Source organism: Pantoea phytostimulans (assembly GCF_046118715.1).
GTDB lineage: Bacteria > Pseudomonadota > Gammaproteobacteria > Enterobacterales > Enterobacteriaceae > Pantoea > Pantoea phytostimulans.
The window spans coordinates 2,313,974-2,329,154 of the sequence record NZ_CP173698.1 but is presented as its reverse complement, the minus strand read 5'-3'; the positions used below and the strand labels follow the sequence as shown (position 1 = coordinate 2,329,154).

The 15,181-nt window shown below is 53.1% G+C and carries 12 protein-coding genes; 8 read left to right on the top strand and 4 right to left on the bottom strand.

The window, feature by feature from the left end:
* The first annotated feature begins 6 nt into the window (after positions 1-6).
* The gene (gcvP, locus tag ACF2G4_RS10805) at positions 7-2,880 is read left to right on the top strand and encodes an aminomethyl-transferring glycine dehydrogenase (protein WP_409074811.1); all 2,874 of its coding nucleotides are present in this window, start codon (positions 7-9) and stop codon (positions 2,878-2,880) included.
* A 517-nt stretch (positions 2,881-3,397) separates the two neighbouring features.
* Entirely contained in the window at positions 3,398-4,141 is a 744-nt protein-coding gene (locus ACF2G4_RS10800; RefSeq protein ID WP_243079028.1) for an SDR family oxidoreductase, read from the top strand.
* A 65-nt stretch (positions 4,142-4,206) separates the two neighbouring features.
* Here ACF2G4_RS10800 and ACF2G4_RS10795 read toward each other — a convergent pair whose 3' ends face one another.
* Both ACF2G4_RS10795 and ACF2G4_RS10790 read right to left on the bottom strand, forming a co-directional pair.
* Positions 4,207-5,646, bottom strand: a complete 1,440-nt coding sequence (locus ACF2G4_RS10795; protein WP_215845686.1) for a 6-phospho-beta-glucosidase — start codon at positions 5,644-5,646, stop codon at positions 4,207-4,209.
* Between the two features lie 124 nt (positions 5,647-5,770).
* Positions 5,771-6,490: a MurR/RpiR family transcriptional regulator gene (locus ACF2G4_RS10790; protein WP_215845687.1), complete on the bottom strand. Its 720-nt coding sequence runs from the start codon at positions 6,488-6,490 to the stop codon at positions 5,771-5,773.
* A 301-nt stretch (positions 6,491-6,791) separates the two neighbouring features.
* Between ACF2G4_RS10790 and trhA the strand changes: the two genes are divergently transcribed.
* Positions 6,792-7,445: a PAQR family membrane homeostasis protein TrhA gene (gene trhA / locus ACF2G4_RS10785; protein WP_215845688.1), complete on the top strand. Its 654-nt coding sequence runs from the start codon at positions 6,792-6,794 to the stop codon at positions 7,443-7,445.
* Between the two features lie 91 nt (positions 7,446-7,536).
* On the opposite strand, the gene tal is transcribed toward trhA, so the two are convergent.
* The gene (tal, locus tag ACF2G4_RS10780; protein WP_409075971.1) at positions 7,537-8,487 is read right to left on the bottom strand and encodes a transaldolase; all 951 of its coding nucleotides are present in this window, start codon (positions 8,485-8,487) and stop codon (positions 7,537-7,539) included.
* Positions 8,488-8,646: 159 nt separating this feature from the next.
* Positions 8,647-9,105, bottom strand: coding sequence for a ribose 5-phosphate isomerase B (gene rpiB / locus ACF2G4_RS10775; RefSeq protein ID WP_215845689.1), 459 nt, complete (start codon positions 9,103-9,105; stop codon positions 8,647-8,649).
* Positions 9,106-9,537: 432 nt separating this feature from the next.
* On the opposite strand from rpiB, the gene ACF2G4_RS10770 reads away from it, so the two are divergent.
* From ACF2G4_RS10770 to ACF2G4_RS10750, 5 genes are read left to right on the top strand one after another with little or no spacing between them, the layout of a single operon-like run.
* Positions 9,538-10,887 carry an MFS transporter gene (locus ACF2G4_RS10770; RefSeq protein ID WP_215845690.1) on the top strand — a complete coding sequence of 450 codons (1,350 nt, stop codon included), beginning with the start codon at positions 9,538-9,540 and terminating at the stop codon, positions 10,885-10,887.
* Positions 10,871-12,616 (top strand): dihydroxyacetone kinase family protein, encoded by a 1,746-nt coding sequence (locus ACF2G4_RS10765; RefSeq protein ID WP_409074810.1) that lies wholly within the window; start codon positions 10,871-10,873, stop codon positions 12,614-12,616. Before ACF2G4_RS10770 ends, ACF2G4_RS10765 begins: the two co-directional genes overlap by 17 nt.
* A gap of 2 nt (positions 12,617-12,618) precedes the next feature.
* The gene (locus ACF2G4_RS10760) at positions 12,619-13,395 is read left to right on the top strand and encodes a triose-phosphate isomerase family protein (RefSeq protein ID WP_409074809.1); all 777 of its coding nucleotides are present in this window, start codon (positions 12,619-12,621) and stop codon (positions 13,393-13,395) included.
* Positions 13,395-14,207, top strand: coding sequence for a sugar phosphate isomerase/epimerase family protein (locus tag ACF2G4_RS10755; protein ID WP_409074808.1), 813 nt, complete (start codon positions 13,395-13,397; stop codon positions 14,205-14,207). The genes ACF2G4_RS10760 and ACF2G4_RS10755 overlap by 1 nt, the downstream gene beginning before the upstream one ends.
* Positions 14,207-15,064 (top strand): phosphogluconate dehydrogenase C-terminal domain-containing protein, encoded by an 858-nt coding sequence (locus ACF2G4_RS10750; RefSeq protein WP_243079101.1) that lies wholly within the window; start codon positions 14,207-14,209, stop codon positions 15,062-15,064. Before ACF2G4_RS10755 ends, ACF2G4_RS10750 begins: the two co-directional genes overlap by 1 nt.
* Positions 15,065-15,181 lie beyond the last annotated feature (117 nt).

The window sequence follows — 15,181 nt, the reverse complement described above, 5'->3', positions numbered from 1 at the left end:
CTGCTAATGACCCAGACTCTCAGCCAGCTTGAACATAACGGTGCATTCATTGAGCGCCATATCGGTCCTTCACCTGAGCAACAAGCGGTGATGCTTGACGCTATCGGCGCCAGTTCGCTGGAGGCGTTAATCGGCTCCATCGTTCCTGCGGATATCCAACTCCCGGGGCCACCAGCTGTAGGTGAAGCCGCTACTGAGCAGCAGGCGCTGGCGGAGCTGAAAGCTATTGCCAGCCAGAATCTGCGTTACAAATCCTGGATCGGCATGGGATACAGCGCGGTCATCACACCGCCCGTTATTTTGCGTAACATGCTGGAAAATCCAGGCTGGTACACGGCATACACGCCTTATCAGCCTGAAGTTTCACAAGGTCGCCTTGAAGCGTTGCTGAACTTTCAGCAGGTAACGATCGATCTGACCGGTATGGATATCGCCTCTGCATCATTACTCGATGAAGCCACCGCCGCTGCCGAAGCCATGGCGATGGCAAAGCGCATCAGTAAGCTGAAAACCGCGAACAAATTCTTTATTGCCGATGATATTCATCCGCAAACTCTGGATGTCGTACGTACCCGTGCAGAAACCTTTGGTTTCGAATTGATCATCGATCGCGCCGATAAAGCGTTGGATCACGACGATCTGTTTGGTGTATTGCTCCAACACGTGGGCACAACTGGCGAAGCGCATGACTACAGCAAACTGATTACCGAGCTGAAAGCGCACAAAGTAATTGTCAGTGTCGCCGCCGACTTTATGTCACTGGTGATGTTAGAAGCGCCAGGCAAGCAGGGTGCAGATATCGTTTTCGGTTCTGCGCAGCGTTTCGGTGTTCCGATGGGCTACGGCGGGCCACACGCCGCTTTCTTCGCCAGCCGTGATGAGCACAAGCGTTCTATGCCAGGCCGCATTATCGGGGTTTCTCGTGATGCTGCAGGCAATACTGCGCTGCGTATGGCGATGCAAACCCGTGAGCAACATATTCGCCGTGAGAAAGCTAACTCCAACATTTGTACTTCGCAGGTGCTGCTGGCCAATATCGCGGGCCTTTATGCGGTATTCCATGGTCCGGTCGGCTTGAAGCGCATCGCTTCGCGTATTCACCGTTTCACCAATATTCTGGCTGCGGGCCTGCAAAATGGTGGCTTGAAGCTGCGTCATCATCACTGGTTTGACACGTTAACCGTTGAAGTTGCGGACAAAGCAGCGGTGCTGAGTCGTGCTGTCAGCTTTGGCGTTAACCTGCGCAGCGACATTCATAATGCTGTTGGCATCACATTGGATGAAACCACCTGTCGTGAAGACATCAGCGCGCTGTTCGCCATTCTGTTAGGTGATACGCACAATCAAGATATCGATAAGCTCGACGGTGAAGTCGCCGCAGACAGCCAGTCAATCCCGGCAGGTCTGCAACGTCAAAGTGAAATCCTGACCCATCAGGTCTTCAACCGTCATCACAGCGAAACTGAGATGATGCGTTACATGCACAGCCTGGAGAAAAAGGATCTGGCGCTGAACCAGGCGATGATTCCACTAGGTTCCTGCACCATGAAACTCAACGCCGCAGCGGAAATGATCCCTATTACCTGGCCTGAGTTTGCTGAACTTCATCCATTCTGCCCGGCTGAGCAGGCAACCGGTTATCTGCAGATGATTGGTCAACTGTCGCAGTGGTTAGTGCAACTTACCGGTTACGACGCACTGTGCATGCAGCCGAACTCTGGCGCGCAGGGCGAATACGCGGGTTTATTGGCAATTCGCCGTTATCACGAAAGTCGCAACGAAGGCGATCGCCACCTTTGCCTAATCCCAAGTTCAGCACACGGTACTAACCCCGCTTCTGCGCAGATGGCAGGCATGGACGTGGTGGTGGTGGCGTGTGATAAGCAGGGCAACATTGATCTGGGCGATTTGCGCGAGAAAGCCGCGCAGGCTGGCGATAAACTTTCCTGCATCATGGTGACTTATCCGTCAACGCACGGTGTGTATGAAGAAACCATTCGTGAAGTGTGCCAGATCGTTCATCAGTACGGCGGTCAGGTTTACCTTGATGGCGCAAACATGAACGCTCAGGTCGGCATCACCACGCCAGGTTACATCGGCGCGGATGTTTCGCACCTGAACCTGCACAAAACCTTCTGCATTCCACACGGCGGCGGTGGCCCAGGCATGGGACCGATCGGCGTGAAAGCGCATTTAGCACCGTTTGTGCCAGGCCACAGCGTAGTACAAATTGACGGCGTACTGACACAGCAGGGCGCAGTATCCGCTGCCCCGTTTGGTAGCGCTTCAATTCTGCCAATCAGCTGGATGTATATCCGCATGATGGGCGCTGAAGGTCTGAAGCAGGCGAGTTCTGTCGCGATTCTGAATGCCAACTACATCGCCAGCCGTTTGCAATCCGCTTATCCGATTCTCTACACCGGCCGTGATGGTCGCGTGGCGCATGAATGTATTCTCGACATTCGTCCGCTGAAAGAGCAAACCGGCATCAGCGAGCTGGACATCGCTAAGCGTCTAATCGACTACGGCTTCCATGCTCCAACTATGTCCTTCCCGGTTGCCGGCACGCTGATGGTTGAGCCAACCGAGTCTGAAGGCAAAGTGGAGTTGGATCGCTTTATCGACGCGATGCTTTCAATTCGCATGGAAATTGATCGCGTAGCCGACGGCGAATGGCCTGCGGAAGATAACCCGTTGATCAACGCGCCGCACACCCAGATGGAAATTGTTGGCGAATGGGCGCATCCGTACAGCCGCGAACTGGCGGTATTCCCGGCAGGTAATCACAACAAATACTGGCCGACGGTAAAACGTCTGGATGATGTGTTTGGGGATCGTAATTTGTTCTGTTCCTGTGTACCGATGAGCGAGTACCAATAATTTACCCGTCCTACCCGTCATACTTCGCGCTGCAGGTGCGTTGGCTGCGTTAGCTCACCCCGGTCACTTACTTATGTAAGCTCCCGGGGATGAACTCACTTGCCGCCTTCCTGCAACGCGAATTATTTAGGGTAAGCCCGTCATACATAACGCTGCAGATGCGTTAGCTGCGTTAGCTCACCCCGGTCACTTACTTATGTAAGCTCCCGGGGATGAACTCACTTGCCGCCTTCCTGCAACGCGAATTATTTAGGGTAAGCCCGTCATACATAACGCTGCAGATGCGTTGGCTGCGTTAGCTCACCCCGGTCACTTACTTATGTAAGCTCCCGGGGATGAACTCACTTGCCGCCTTCCTGCAACGCGAATTACGTAGGGTAAATATTGTGTTAATGAACAAGATTTACTCGCCATTCTTAGTGCAGCAGATGTACTGGCTATGAATTATTTAGGGTAAAAGATGTGATTTCCTTTAATTTAAGGACCGAATCTTCGGTCCTTTTTTATGGAGGCAATAATGGAACTTGCATTAGTCACAGGTGCCAGTCGAGGTATTGGTCGCGCGACAGCGTTAATGCTGGCAGCAAAAGGCTATCGGGTAGCGGTCAATTATCGTCAGCGTGAAGCGGAAGCGTTACGTGTGGTGGAAGAAATTCAGCAGCAGGGCGGCGACGCTTTTGCGGTACAAGCTGATATCGGCAATGAAGATCAGTTGATGGCGATGTTTGAACGGCTGGATGAACAAGACGCGCCGTTAACCGTGCTGGTTAACAATGCCGGTATTCTGTTCAAGCAGTGTCGCGTGGAACAACTCGATGCGGCACGTATTCAACAGGTGTTTGCTACCAATGTCACAGGCACCTTTCTCTGCTGTCGTGAAGCGGTAAAACGTATGGGAACCCATCATGGCGGAAAAGGAGGAGCCATCGTCAATGTCTCTTCTGCGGCATCACGGTTGGGGGCGCCGAATGAATATGTCGATTACGCAGCCTCAAAAGGCGCAATGGACACGCTAACAAAAGGGCTATCGCTGGAAGTTGCGCAGCAGGGCATTCGGGTAAACGCGGTTCGGCCAGGACTGATTTACACTGAAATGCATGCTGATGGGGGTGAACCGGGCCGAGTTGATCGGCTAGGCAGTGCACTTCCAATCGGGCGCGGCGGTCAGGCGGAAGAGATTGCTGAAGCGATAGTCTGGTTAGCCAGCGATGCCGCTTCCTACATCACCGGAAGCTTTATTGATGCTGCAGGCGGTCGCTAAGACAACAACGCCGCAGAGATAAGCTGCGGCGTTTTCGCTTTAAGCAATCGTTCTAATTTTCTGCGTTAAAGAACTTCACCGTTGCTGGTAATCACTTGTTGATACCAGTTAAAGCTTTTCTTCTTCGAGCGTGAAAAATCACCGCTGCCGTCGTCGTTTTTATTCACGTGAATAAAGCCGTAACGCTTATCATACTGACCGGTGGTGAAAGAGACGCAATCCAGGCAGCCCCACGGTGTATAGCCCATTAAATCAACGCCATCGTGCGTCACCGCTTTTTTCATCTCTTCGATGTGCGCGCGCAAATAGTCGATGCGGTAGTCATCTTCGATCACGCCTTGCGCGTTTGGTTTATCAATGGCGCCAAAGCCATTTTCCACGATAAACAGCGGCTTCTGATAGCGCTCGTAGAGTTCGTTTAACGCGTAACGCAAACCCACTGGATCAATCTGCCAGCCCCAATCGGACGCTTTAACGTGTGGGTTTTTCACCACGCCTTCAAAACCGGTAATCGGGTCATCAACGCCGCGGGCGTCGGTTTTCACCGCGTTGCTCATGTAATAGCTGAAGCCAACGTAGTCAGCACAGCCGTTACGCAGAGTTTCAGCATCGTCGGCTTCCATTTGAATCTCGTAGCCTTTGCGTGCCCACTCTTTCAGCGCATAGGCGGGATAATAACCGCGCATCTGCACATCGCTGAAAACATAACGTTGATGCATTGCTTCCTGCGCCATTACCACATCATCAGGATGACAGGAGAAAGGATAAACCGGCACCATCGCAATCATGCAGCCAATCTGGAAGTCTGGGTTGATGTCATGGCCTAACTTCACTACTTTCGCGCTGGCAACAAACTGGTGGTGCATCACTTGATACATTGCCTGTTCCGGCTTCTCATGGTCAGTAAAGATCACGCCTGAGCAGCAGTAACCAAACAGGGGATATTGCCAGTTACGCTGGTTATTGATCTCGTTGAAAGTCATCCAGTACTTCACTTTATTTTTGTATCGCTCTAATACCACTTCGCTAAAGCGTACAAAAAAATCGACCACTTTGCGGTTGTGCCAGCCGCCATACTCTTTCACCAAATGATAGGGCATTTCGAAGTGGGAAAGGGTAATCACCGGTTCGATGCCATATTTCAGCAGTTCGTCGAAAAGGTCGTCATAAAATTGCAGGCCCGCTTCGTTGGGTTGCTGTTCATCGCCATTCGGGAAGATGCGGGTCCAGGCAATGGAGGTGCGGAAGCATTTGAAGCCCATTTCAGCAAACAGCGCGACGTCCTGTTTATAGTGAGAATAAAAATCGACTGCCTGATGATTGGGGTAAAAATTGCCGGGCTGCACGCCGTCGGTAATCACGCGATTCACGCCGTGTGAGCCGCCGGTCAGTACGTCACAAATACTGACGCCTTTGCCATCCTGATCCCAGCCGCCTTCAACCTGATGTGCCGCGACCGCGCCGCCCCAAAGGAATCCTTTTGGTAACTGTAATGCTTCACTCATGTTTAGCCCTCAATATCAGACAGAGATAAAATAAATTGGCCTGAGTGTAGCAAAGCACTCTTTAAAGTCACGATATAACAACGTGTTAGAATGGTAATCTGTTACAGCTAAAAAACAGGATGTTTTATTTATTAAGCTGCCGACCAATCGCTTCCAGAATATAGATAACCGGCACCTGAGTAGTGATATCAAAATTATCTGCCATGCGAATAAGAGGCACGTGATAAGAGAGATTAAAGTCGCTGATTTTTGCCAGCGAACAGCTTTCATTATTGGTAATAGAGAGCGTTTTGCACTGATGCTGGCTGAACTGGCTGGCCAGTCGCAGGATCTCTTCCGTTTCGCCTGATACCGACAAAATAATCGCCACTGCATTTTCATTCAGACTTGGGCTAACCGGATAATAAGGATCGTCGATGGCGTGGCTGAATTTCCCGACGTTAGAGAAAAAACGCGCAGCATATTTAGCTAAGCTCCCGGAGGTTCCTACGCCAATAAAAAATATATGCTCAGCCTGATTAATCATCTGCGCGGCCTGACTAATTAACTGCTCAAACTCCGCGTTATTAATACTTTTGAAAAAGCTCAGCATCTCATTCACGCCGGAGGTGTTCATCAGTGGCTGAGTTTTTTCATCTGCCAGACGCAGGCGAATGCGAAATTCTGACCAGCCGTCACAATGCATCTTGCGGCAAAAACGTAAAACAGTGGTGGTAGACACCTCGGCCTGTTCCGCCAGCTCGCGAATCGTCATATAGCTGACGCTTTCACGGTGTTTGATGATGAATTGGTAAACCTGCATTTCGAGGTCATTGAGACTGGCTAGATCGCGGTGCGAGAACATCAGAAAGTGCTCATTGTGCAGTGAACCGGCAGGCAGTTTATCAGATTCAGTCAGCGTGTGGATGGTTACAACGGTTCACAGATTAATTTTAGCGTACAAGTGTACACTGAAATCGTTCCCGGTTACTCTGGTGCGCAGATATTTGCAATCACTCTACCTGTCATACTTCCAGCTGCAGATGCGTTGGCTACGCTTGCTCGGCCCGGTCACTTACCCCAATAAGTTCTCGGGACTGGCTCCCTTGCCGACTGCCTGCAACGCGAATTAATGAGGGTATATACCTTTGAGGGCTCCCTTTTTTATGACCGAAAACCGCGTATTGCTACCGGGTTATTCATTGGCAGAGGAAATTGCCAACAGCATCAGTCATGGTTTGGGCTGCTTGTTCGGCATTGTAGGGCTGGTGTTACTGCTCAATCAGGCGATTGATATGGGCGCAGATGCCACCGCAATCACCAGCTACAGCTTGTATGGCGGCAGCATGATTTTGCTGTTTCTCGCCTCAACGCTTTATCACGCAATTCCCCATAAACGTGCCAAGCCTTGGCTAAAAAAGCTCGATCACTGCGCCATTTACCTGCTGATCGCTGGAACCTACACGCCATTCCTGTTGGTGGGTTTGAAATCGCCGCTGGCACATGGATTGATGGTCGTGATTTGGGGCCTGGCGCTGGCCGGCATTATTTTTAAACTGACCATCGCGCATCGCTTCAAGGTGCTGTCGCTAGTGACTTACATGAGTATGGGTTGGCTGTCGCTGGTTGTGATTTATCAACTGGCGATGAAACTCTCGTCCGGCGGGATTTGGCTACTGGCCGCAGGTGGCATTATTTATTCGCTGGGCGTGATTTTTTACGTGTCGCGCCGCATTCCTTATAACCACGCCATCTGGCACGGCTTTGTGTTGGGCGGCAGCGTGTGTCATTTCTGCGCAATCTACTTCTACGTAATGTAACTTTTTAGCCAACAAGAAAGGCGGGAGCCACTCCCGCCTCTTATCTGAGCATCAAACAGATCGATTAAAACCTAAAGCCCGTAAATGCGGATCAAAGCTTCGCGGCCAGCAGATCTTCCAGCTTCTGTTGATCCACTGCGAACTGACGGATCCCTTCTGCCAGCTTTTCTACCGCCATTGCATCCTGATTATGTTCCCAGCGAAAAGCCGCCTCTGTTAGCGGCGAAGGTGGATTCAGTACCGCAGTTGATGGCGTAAGTTTACGTTCAAGTGGCGCATCACTGGCTTCAAGTTCTTGCAGTAAATTAGGCGACAGCGTCAGGCGATCGCAGCCCGCCAGCGCCAGAATCTGTTCGATTTTACGGAAGCTGGCGCCCATGATAACCGTGTTGTAGCGATGGGATTTGTAATACTGATAAATGTTACGCACGGATACCACGCCAGGATCGTTTTCAGCGTCATAAATGCTTTGCGGCTCGCGGCTCTGATAGAAGTCGTAGATGCGGCCAACAAAAGGCGAAATCAGAAAAACGCCCGCTTCGGCGCAGGCGCGTGCCTGAGCAAAGGAAAACAGCAGCGTTAAATTACACTGAATACCGTTGCGTTCCAGCTCTTCGGCGGCGCGAATGCCTTCCCAGGTTGCGGCCAGTTTGATCAAAATTCGCGAGCGACTAATACCCTGATCTTCATACATGCGCACCAACTTTTCAGCCTTGGTCACGCACATGCCGCGATCAAAGGAGAGGCGAGCATCCACTTCCGTCGAGACGCGGCCCGGTACGCTTTTCAAAATTTCCAGTCCCAGATTCACCGCTACGCGATCGCTGGCATTGATAATTTGCGTTTGCTTGCTGCCGCCTTGGGTTTTGGCGTAATCAATTGCGTCGTCAATTAGGTGCTTATAGCCTTCAAGGCTGGCGGCTTTAAGGATCAACGACGGATTCGTGGTGGCATCCTGCGGATGATAATGCCGAATCGACTCGATATCGCCGCTGTCCGCGACCACGGTGGTGTACTGTTTTAACGCCTCTAGCTGGTTCATCATTTTACTCCGTAACGAGAGAACAGGGCGGCCACAGAAAGACGCGCGCACTTATCCCTGCGAAAGCGATGTCGCAATGGAATGAGCGAGAGCTGAAGACGCCTGAATCAGGCGAAACCGCAGGTAAATATCGGGTTTCGCCGGGTGAGAAAAGGGTGCTTATTTGCTCTGGCACGCCTGTTCGTAATACTCGATTTTTTCGACTTTAGCGGTTGAACCGCCACCTTCAAACTCTGACGCCATCCAGGCGTTGACGATATTTTTCGCCAGCTCTGAACCAATAACGCGCGCACCCATGGTCATGATCTGTGCATTGTTACTTTTACGTGCACGTTCAGCAGAGAAAGTGTCATGGCATTGCGCAGCACGCACGCCCGGCACTTTGTTCGCAACGATAGCCACGCCGATACCGGTTCCGCACAGCAGGATCCCACGATCGTGTTTGCCCTCTTTAACGGCATTAGCCAACGCAAAAGCGACATCCGGGTACATTGGGCGATCGTTTTGCGCATCGTTGCTGTAATCCAGCACGTCGTACTGCTTCTCTTCTAAATGACGTTTGATCAAATTCTTCAGTTCAATGGCTGCATCATCAGCGCCAATAGCGATTGTTTTCATCGTTTTCTCCAGCAGGTTACGCGGTTCAACCTGCATCAGATGCAGGCTAAAAGATGTTCATCACTAGCCTGCCACAAACTTGTTCATATGTTCAATATGCGTTCATTTGTTTTTGGCCGATTTTTCTGATCACCCCCTTTACTCCACGCCATGCTACGCCTGCCCTGCGGCTGAAATGGTGACGTGAATCTGAAAATTGACCTATTTCAAATCATTTGAACGGGTTCACAGTTTTGGGAAGTGCGCTTGAGTGATGAGCAATTATACGTGTAGTGTTCATTTGTTCGCGCAGTGTTACCAATGTACAAGAAGACCCATCGAGGACTCGAACATGCGTTACCCAAACCCTACTCAATGCACCTGCATCGACAATGCGTACTGCGTATTGCCAACACCAACTTTCTCTTATCGCGCCCGTATCGGAGGTGCGTCATGACCCAGACAACCATGACGGCGGTTGAACAATCCGCCATTCGTAAAATCTCCTGGCGACTGGTTCCGTTTGTCGCCTTGATGTTCTTTATTAACTTCCTGGACCGTACCGCAATCTCCTTCGCCGGCCCGAACGGCATGACCCAGGATCTCGGCCTGACTGCGGTGCAGTTTGGTTTGGCTTCAGGCGTGTTCTTTATTGGCTACATCCTGTTAGAAGTGCCGAGTAATTTGGCGCTACATCGCTTCGGCGCACGCCGCTGGCTGGCGCGCATTATGATCAGCTGGGGTATCGTCTCGCTGCTGTTTACCTGGGTGAGCAGCGTGCAAGGGTTGTACGGCTTGCGTTTGTTGCTGGGTATCGCTGAAGCGGGCTTCTTCCCGGGTGCGATTCTCTACCTGAGCATGTGGGTTCCGGCACGCCATCGCAGCAAAATTCTGTCGCTGTTCTATCTCGCCCAACCGTTGACCGTGGTGTTCGGTGCGCCGCTGGCGGCAGCCTTTATTGAGCAACATGGTTTGTTTGGACTGGAAGGCTGGCGTGTGATGTTCCTGGGCGTCTCCATCCCGGCCATTCTGATTGGTTTCGTGGCGCTGTTCTGGCTAGTGGATTCACCGCGTCAGGCGAAATGGTTGACCAGTGAAGAGAAAACCTGGCTGACCAAAGAATTGGAAGCGGAAAACAACGCGAAACAGCAGAAAAGTCATCAGAGTGTGCGCACGGTGATGGGCAACGGTCGCGTATGGATGCTGTGCCTGATCTACTTCGGCTTCATTTACGGTTTGTATGCGCTGGCGTTCTTCTTGCCAACCATCATCGGCGGCTTCCAGCAGCAGTTCGGCACCACTTTTAACGTGATGCAAAAAGGAATGATTACTGGCGTGCCTTATCTGGTTGCTGCGGTGGTGATGTTCTTCTGGTCACGAGATGCTTCGCGTCGTGGTTGCAAAACCTGGCACATCGCTATCCCGGCGTTAACCGGCGCAATCAGCGTGCCGCTGGCGCTCTACATGGATTCACCGTTCACCACCATTTTGGTGATTGCGATTACCGCCAGCTCGATTTTCGCTGCCTTACCTAACTTCTGGACTTTGCCGACGCAGTTTCTGACCGGTGCCTCTGCCGCCGCGGCGATTGCCTTGATCAACACGCTGGGCAACGTGGCGGGATTCTCGGCAGGTTACATCACCGGTGCGCTACACGATGCGACCAACAGTTACACCATCCCGATGTTTGTGGTGGGTGGATTCATGCTGCTGTCAGCCGTGCTGATGCTGTTGTTGAACCGCCGCCGCCAGATTCAGCCGACCCCTTTAGCCAGGAGCACGAACAATGACCTACCTGTTTAACCAACCTTCAGCCTTTGCCTCCGAACTTATCGAAGGATTTGTCGCCGCGAATGCAGACAAAGTGCGGCAGGTACCTGGCGGCGTCGTACGCAGTACACGCAGCCAGGCGGGCAGCGTCGCGGTGATTGTCGGTGGTGGTTCAGGTCATTATCCCGCCTTCGCCGGATTAGTCGGACAAGGTCTGGCGCACGGTGCGGCGATGGGCAATCTGTTTGCCTCGCCTTCCGCGCAGCAAATCTACAACGTGGCGCGCATCGCAGATAACGGTGGCGGCGTGCTGCTGATGTTTGGTAACTATGCGGGCGATGTGCTGCATTTTGGTCAGGCTTGCGAGCGTCTACGCAGCGAAGGCATTCCCTGCGAAGTGCTGGCGGTAACTGATGATATCTCCAGCGCCAGCGTTGATGAAATTGAAAAACGTCGTGGCGTAGCGGGCGATCTCACCGTGTTTAAAGTGGCCTGCGCCGCCGCGGAAGCGGGCTACGATTTAGCCCGCGTGCTCAACGTTTCACGCCACGCCAATGACCGCACGCGTTCTTTTGGCGTCGCGTTTTCAGGCTGTACCTTACCTGGCGCGTCTCATCCACTGTTTGAAGTGGAAAAAGGGCGCATGGCGTTAGGACTGGGCATTCACGGCGAGCCGGGCATCAAAGAAACCGACGTGCCGACCGCCGACGAGCTGGCTGAGATTTTCGTTGATCGCTTGCTGAGCGAGCTGCCGCAAGGCATCAATACGGTAGAAGGTCAGCGGGTCGCGGTGATCCTCAATGGGCTAGGTACGGTGAAATACGAAGAGCTGTTTGTGGTTTACCGTCGCGTCGCGCAGTTGCTGGATGCCGCGAAGTTACACGTCGTTGAACCTGATGTCGGCGAGTTCGTCACCAGTTTCAATATGGCAGGCGCATCATTAACTCTGATGTGGCTTGACCAAGAGCTGGAAACCTTCTGGTGCGCACCCGCTAATGCTCCAGCCTATCGCAAAGGCAGCGTGATCGTTGCTGAAGCGCTAAGTCCAGCGGAATGTGTAGAGCAGACAGAGGAAACGTTACCGCAGGCGAGCGCAGAATCGCAGGAGAGCGCACAGCGCGTGCTGCAACTGCTGGAAGCCGTAGCGCAAATGCTGCAAGCCAACGCCGAGAAACTGGGTGATATTGATGCAGTGGCCGGCGATGGCGATCACGGTATTGGTATGGAGCGCGGCGTATTAGGCGCGGTAGAAAAAGCCCGTGAAGTGGCGGCGCGTGGCGCAGGCGCGGGAACGCTGCTGTGTCGTGCGGCGGATGCCTGGGCAGATAAAGCAGGCGGCACCTCGGGAGCATTATGGGGCGTTGCGCTGACCGCGCTGGGCACGGCGTTGGGCGATCAACATCAGCCTGATGCGCAACGTGTTGCCAGCGGGGTACGTCACGCGCAAGAAGGCATTATGCATTTTGGTAAAGCCAAAGTGGGCGACAAAACCATGGTCGATGTGCTGGTGCCGTTTGCCGACAGCCTGAACGACGCTGTGGCGCAAGGCGCCTCATTAACCGATGCCTGGTTAACAGCGGCGCAGGTGGCGGATAGCGCCGCACAAGCGACCGCACAATTATTGCCAAAGATGGGCCGTGCCCGTCCGCTGGCAGAAAAAAGTTTAGGAACACCCGATGCTGGCGCCATTTCGCTAGCGATGATCGTCAACACCGTGGGAAACCTGCTCAACGATAACGCGACCGCAGATCAAGGAGTTTAAGCATGTCTCAACCTGCCATCTGGCTGGGCGTCAGCCTGAAAATGTACTTCAGCTATCAGCAAACGCTGACATGGTGCCGTGACGTCGCCGAGCTGGCGCGTCGTCATCCAGCCATCCAGCAAGGTGAGGTTGGGCTGTTTGTGTTACCGGCTTATCCGGCTATTCCGGCGGTTGCTGAGATTTTTGCCGATACGCCTGTTCGCTTTGGCGGCCAGGATGTCTGCCAGGCAGAAAATGGTGCCTGGACCGGTGAAGTCAGCGCCAGCATGTTGCAGGAGTTGGGCTGTTCGCTGGCTGAGATTGGTCATGCTGAGCGCCGTCGTCATTTCCATGAAGACAAAACACAGATCGCGGCCAAAGTGGCGATGTCTTTACGCCACGGCTTAACGCCGGTGTTGTGCATCGGTGAAGAGCAAGAAGGCGAACCGGCGCAGGCGATTGCGCTGTGCCAACAGCAGCTTGCTGAGGCCCTGGACAATGCCGGGCAGCAAGGTTTGCAGGGCAGCGTGTTCTTCGCTTACGAACCGCAATGGGCGATTGGCGCTCCGCAACCCGCGCCGGACAGCTACATTCGGGCGGTGTGTGCCGGTTTGCGTGACCTGCAAACACCCGATGGCATCGATTTGCAGGTGATTTACGGCGGCAGCGCCGGTCCCGGCCTGATTCAGCGCCTGGCGGGTGATGTCGATGGACTGTTTCTCGGACGTTTCGCCCACGATCCCAAAGCGCTGGCGCAAATCATTGATGAAGCCAGCGCGCTGCTTAAGGAGATCCGTTAATGAGCCGTATCGGACTCAGCACGTATGCTTTTTTCTGGCGCATGTCATCGCAAGTGCCGGAGCCGTTAACGTTGGCGCAGATGCTGGAGCAAACGGCCGCGCTTGATGTTTCTGTCTTTCAAATTTGTGATTATCCGGCGATCGAGAGTTGGCCTGATGCACAGCTACAGGCGTTGCGTCAGCAGGCCGATGCGCTGGGCATCACACTGGAACTGGGCACTCGCGGTCTGGGTACGGCACATCTGCAACGTTATCTGCACATGGCCAATATTCTGGATGCCCACGTTGTTCGCTCCATGTTCTATACCGCCAGCCATCGTCCGTCATTGGAAGAGGCCGCGCAGTTGATCGGCGCCATTCTGCCGGACTATGAGCGCCAGCAGGTGATGCTGTGTTTGGAAACTTACGAGCAGGTCAAGACCGCCGACATGATGTCGGTGATCAATCAATTTCCGTCACCTTGGCTTGGCGTTTGCCTTGATCCCGCCAACTGCGTCGCTGGGTTGGAGCTACCGGAACAGGTTATCGCCAACACCGCTGCACGCGTCGGTAATCTGCACATCAAAGATTTTGCATTTTCCCGTCGTGACGGTTGGGTGGGATTCACCTACGCCGGTTGTCTGATGGGGGACGGCTTACTCGACTATGACCGGATGATCGCCAGCGTGCGCCCGGCAGAAAAAGGCATCAATCAAATCGTCGAACACTGGCTACCGTGGCAGGAAGATGCAGCGATCACCTGCCAGCGTGAAGCCGAGTGGACACTTCGCACCGTGGAATTCTTACGTAGTAAACAAGCTCAGGAGTCATAATAATGAACCAATTAAAAACCATCACCGTGATTGGCGCAGGCGGCAAAATGGGCATGCGCATTTCTGCCAACTTCCAGAAAAGTGATTACCAGGTCTTTTATTGCGAGAACTCACCCAAGGCGCAGGAGCAAGTTACCGCGCAGGGCCGGGAGCTTTCCGATGCAGCTTCCGTTGTCCCCTTGAGTGATGTTGTGATTCTGGCGGTGCCGGATATTGTCTTGGGTAAAGTGTCGGAAGGCGTTGTACCGCAGATGAAGAAAGATGCGGTGCTGTTAACCCTTGATCCCGCAGCGGCCTATGCCAACCTGATTGCACACCGCGATGACATTGATTACGCCGTGGCGCACCCCTGTCATCCCTCCGTGTTCCTGGAGCGTTATACCAAAGAGGAGCACGCCGACGCCTTTGGTGGCATTGCGGCTATTCAGCACGTTGCGGCCTCTTATGAAGCAGGCAGCGACGAGCAGAAAGCGGAACTGAGCAACGTCATCAGCGTGATGTATGGCCCGGTTGAGCAGGTACATTGGGTTACCGTTACCCAATTGGCTTACCTTGAGCCTACGCTGGTTGAAACCGTGGCCTGCATGGTGGGTGCCTTCATGAAAGAAGCGCTGGATGAAACCGTTAAGCACAGCGGCGTGCCGGAAGAAGCAGCTAAAGCGATGCTGTATGGCCATATTCAGATTGCCTTGGCTGTTGCATTCCGCGCTACCAACCCGTTCTCCGATGCCTGCATGATCGCCATGGAATATGGACGCGAGAAAATCGTTAAGCCAGACTGGAAACAGATCTTCGATCAGAAAGAACTCGATATCGTGATTGCCCGCATGCTGAAAATCGATGCTATTCGTCGCTAATCTGTGAAGTTGTCGCGGCTCATATTGCCTATGCCTGGCGATTTGAGCCGCATCAGTGATATAAATCCCCTCCTGAAACGCCTGTGCTTAGTCAGGTAACTCACTGCGAGACAGATA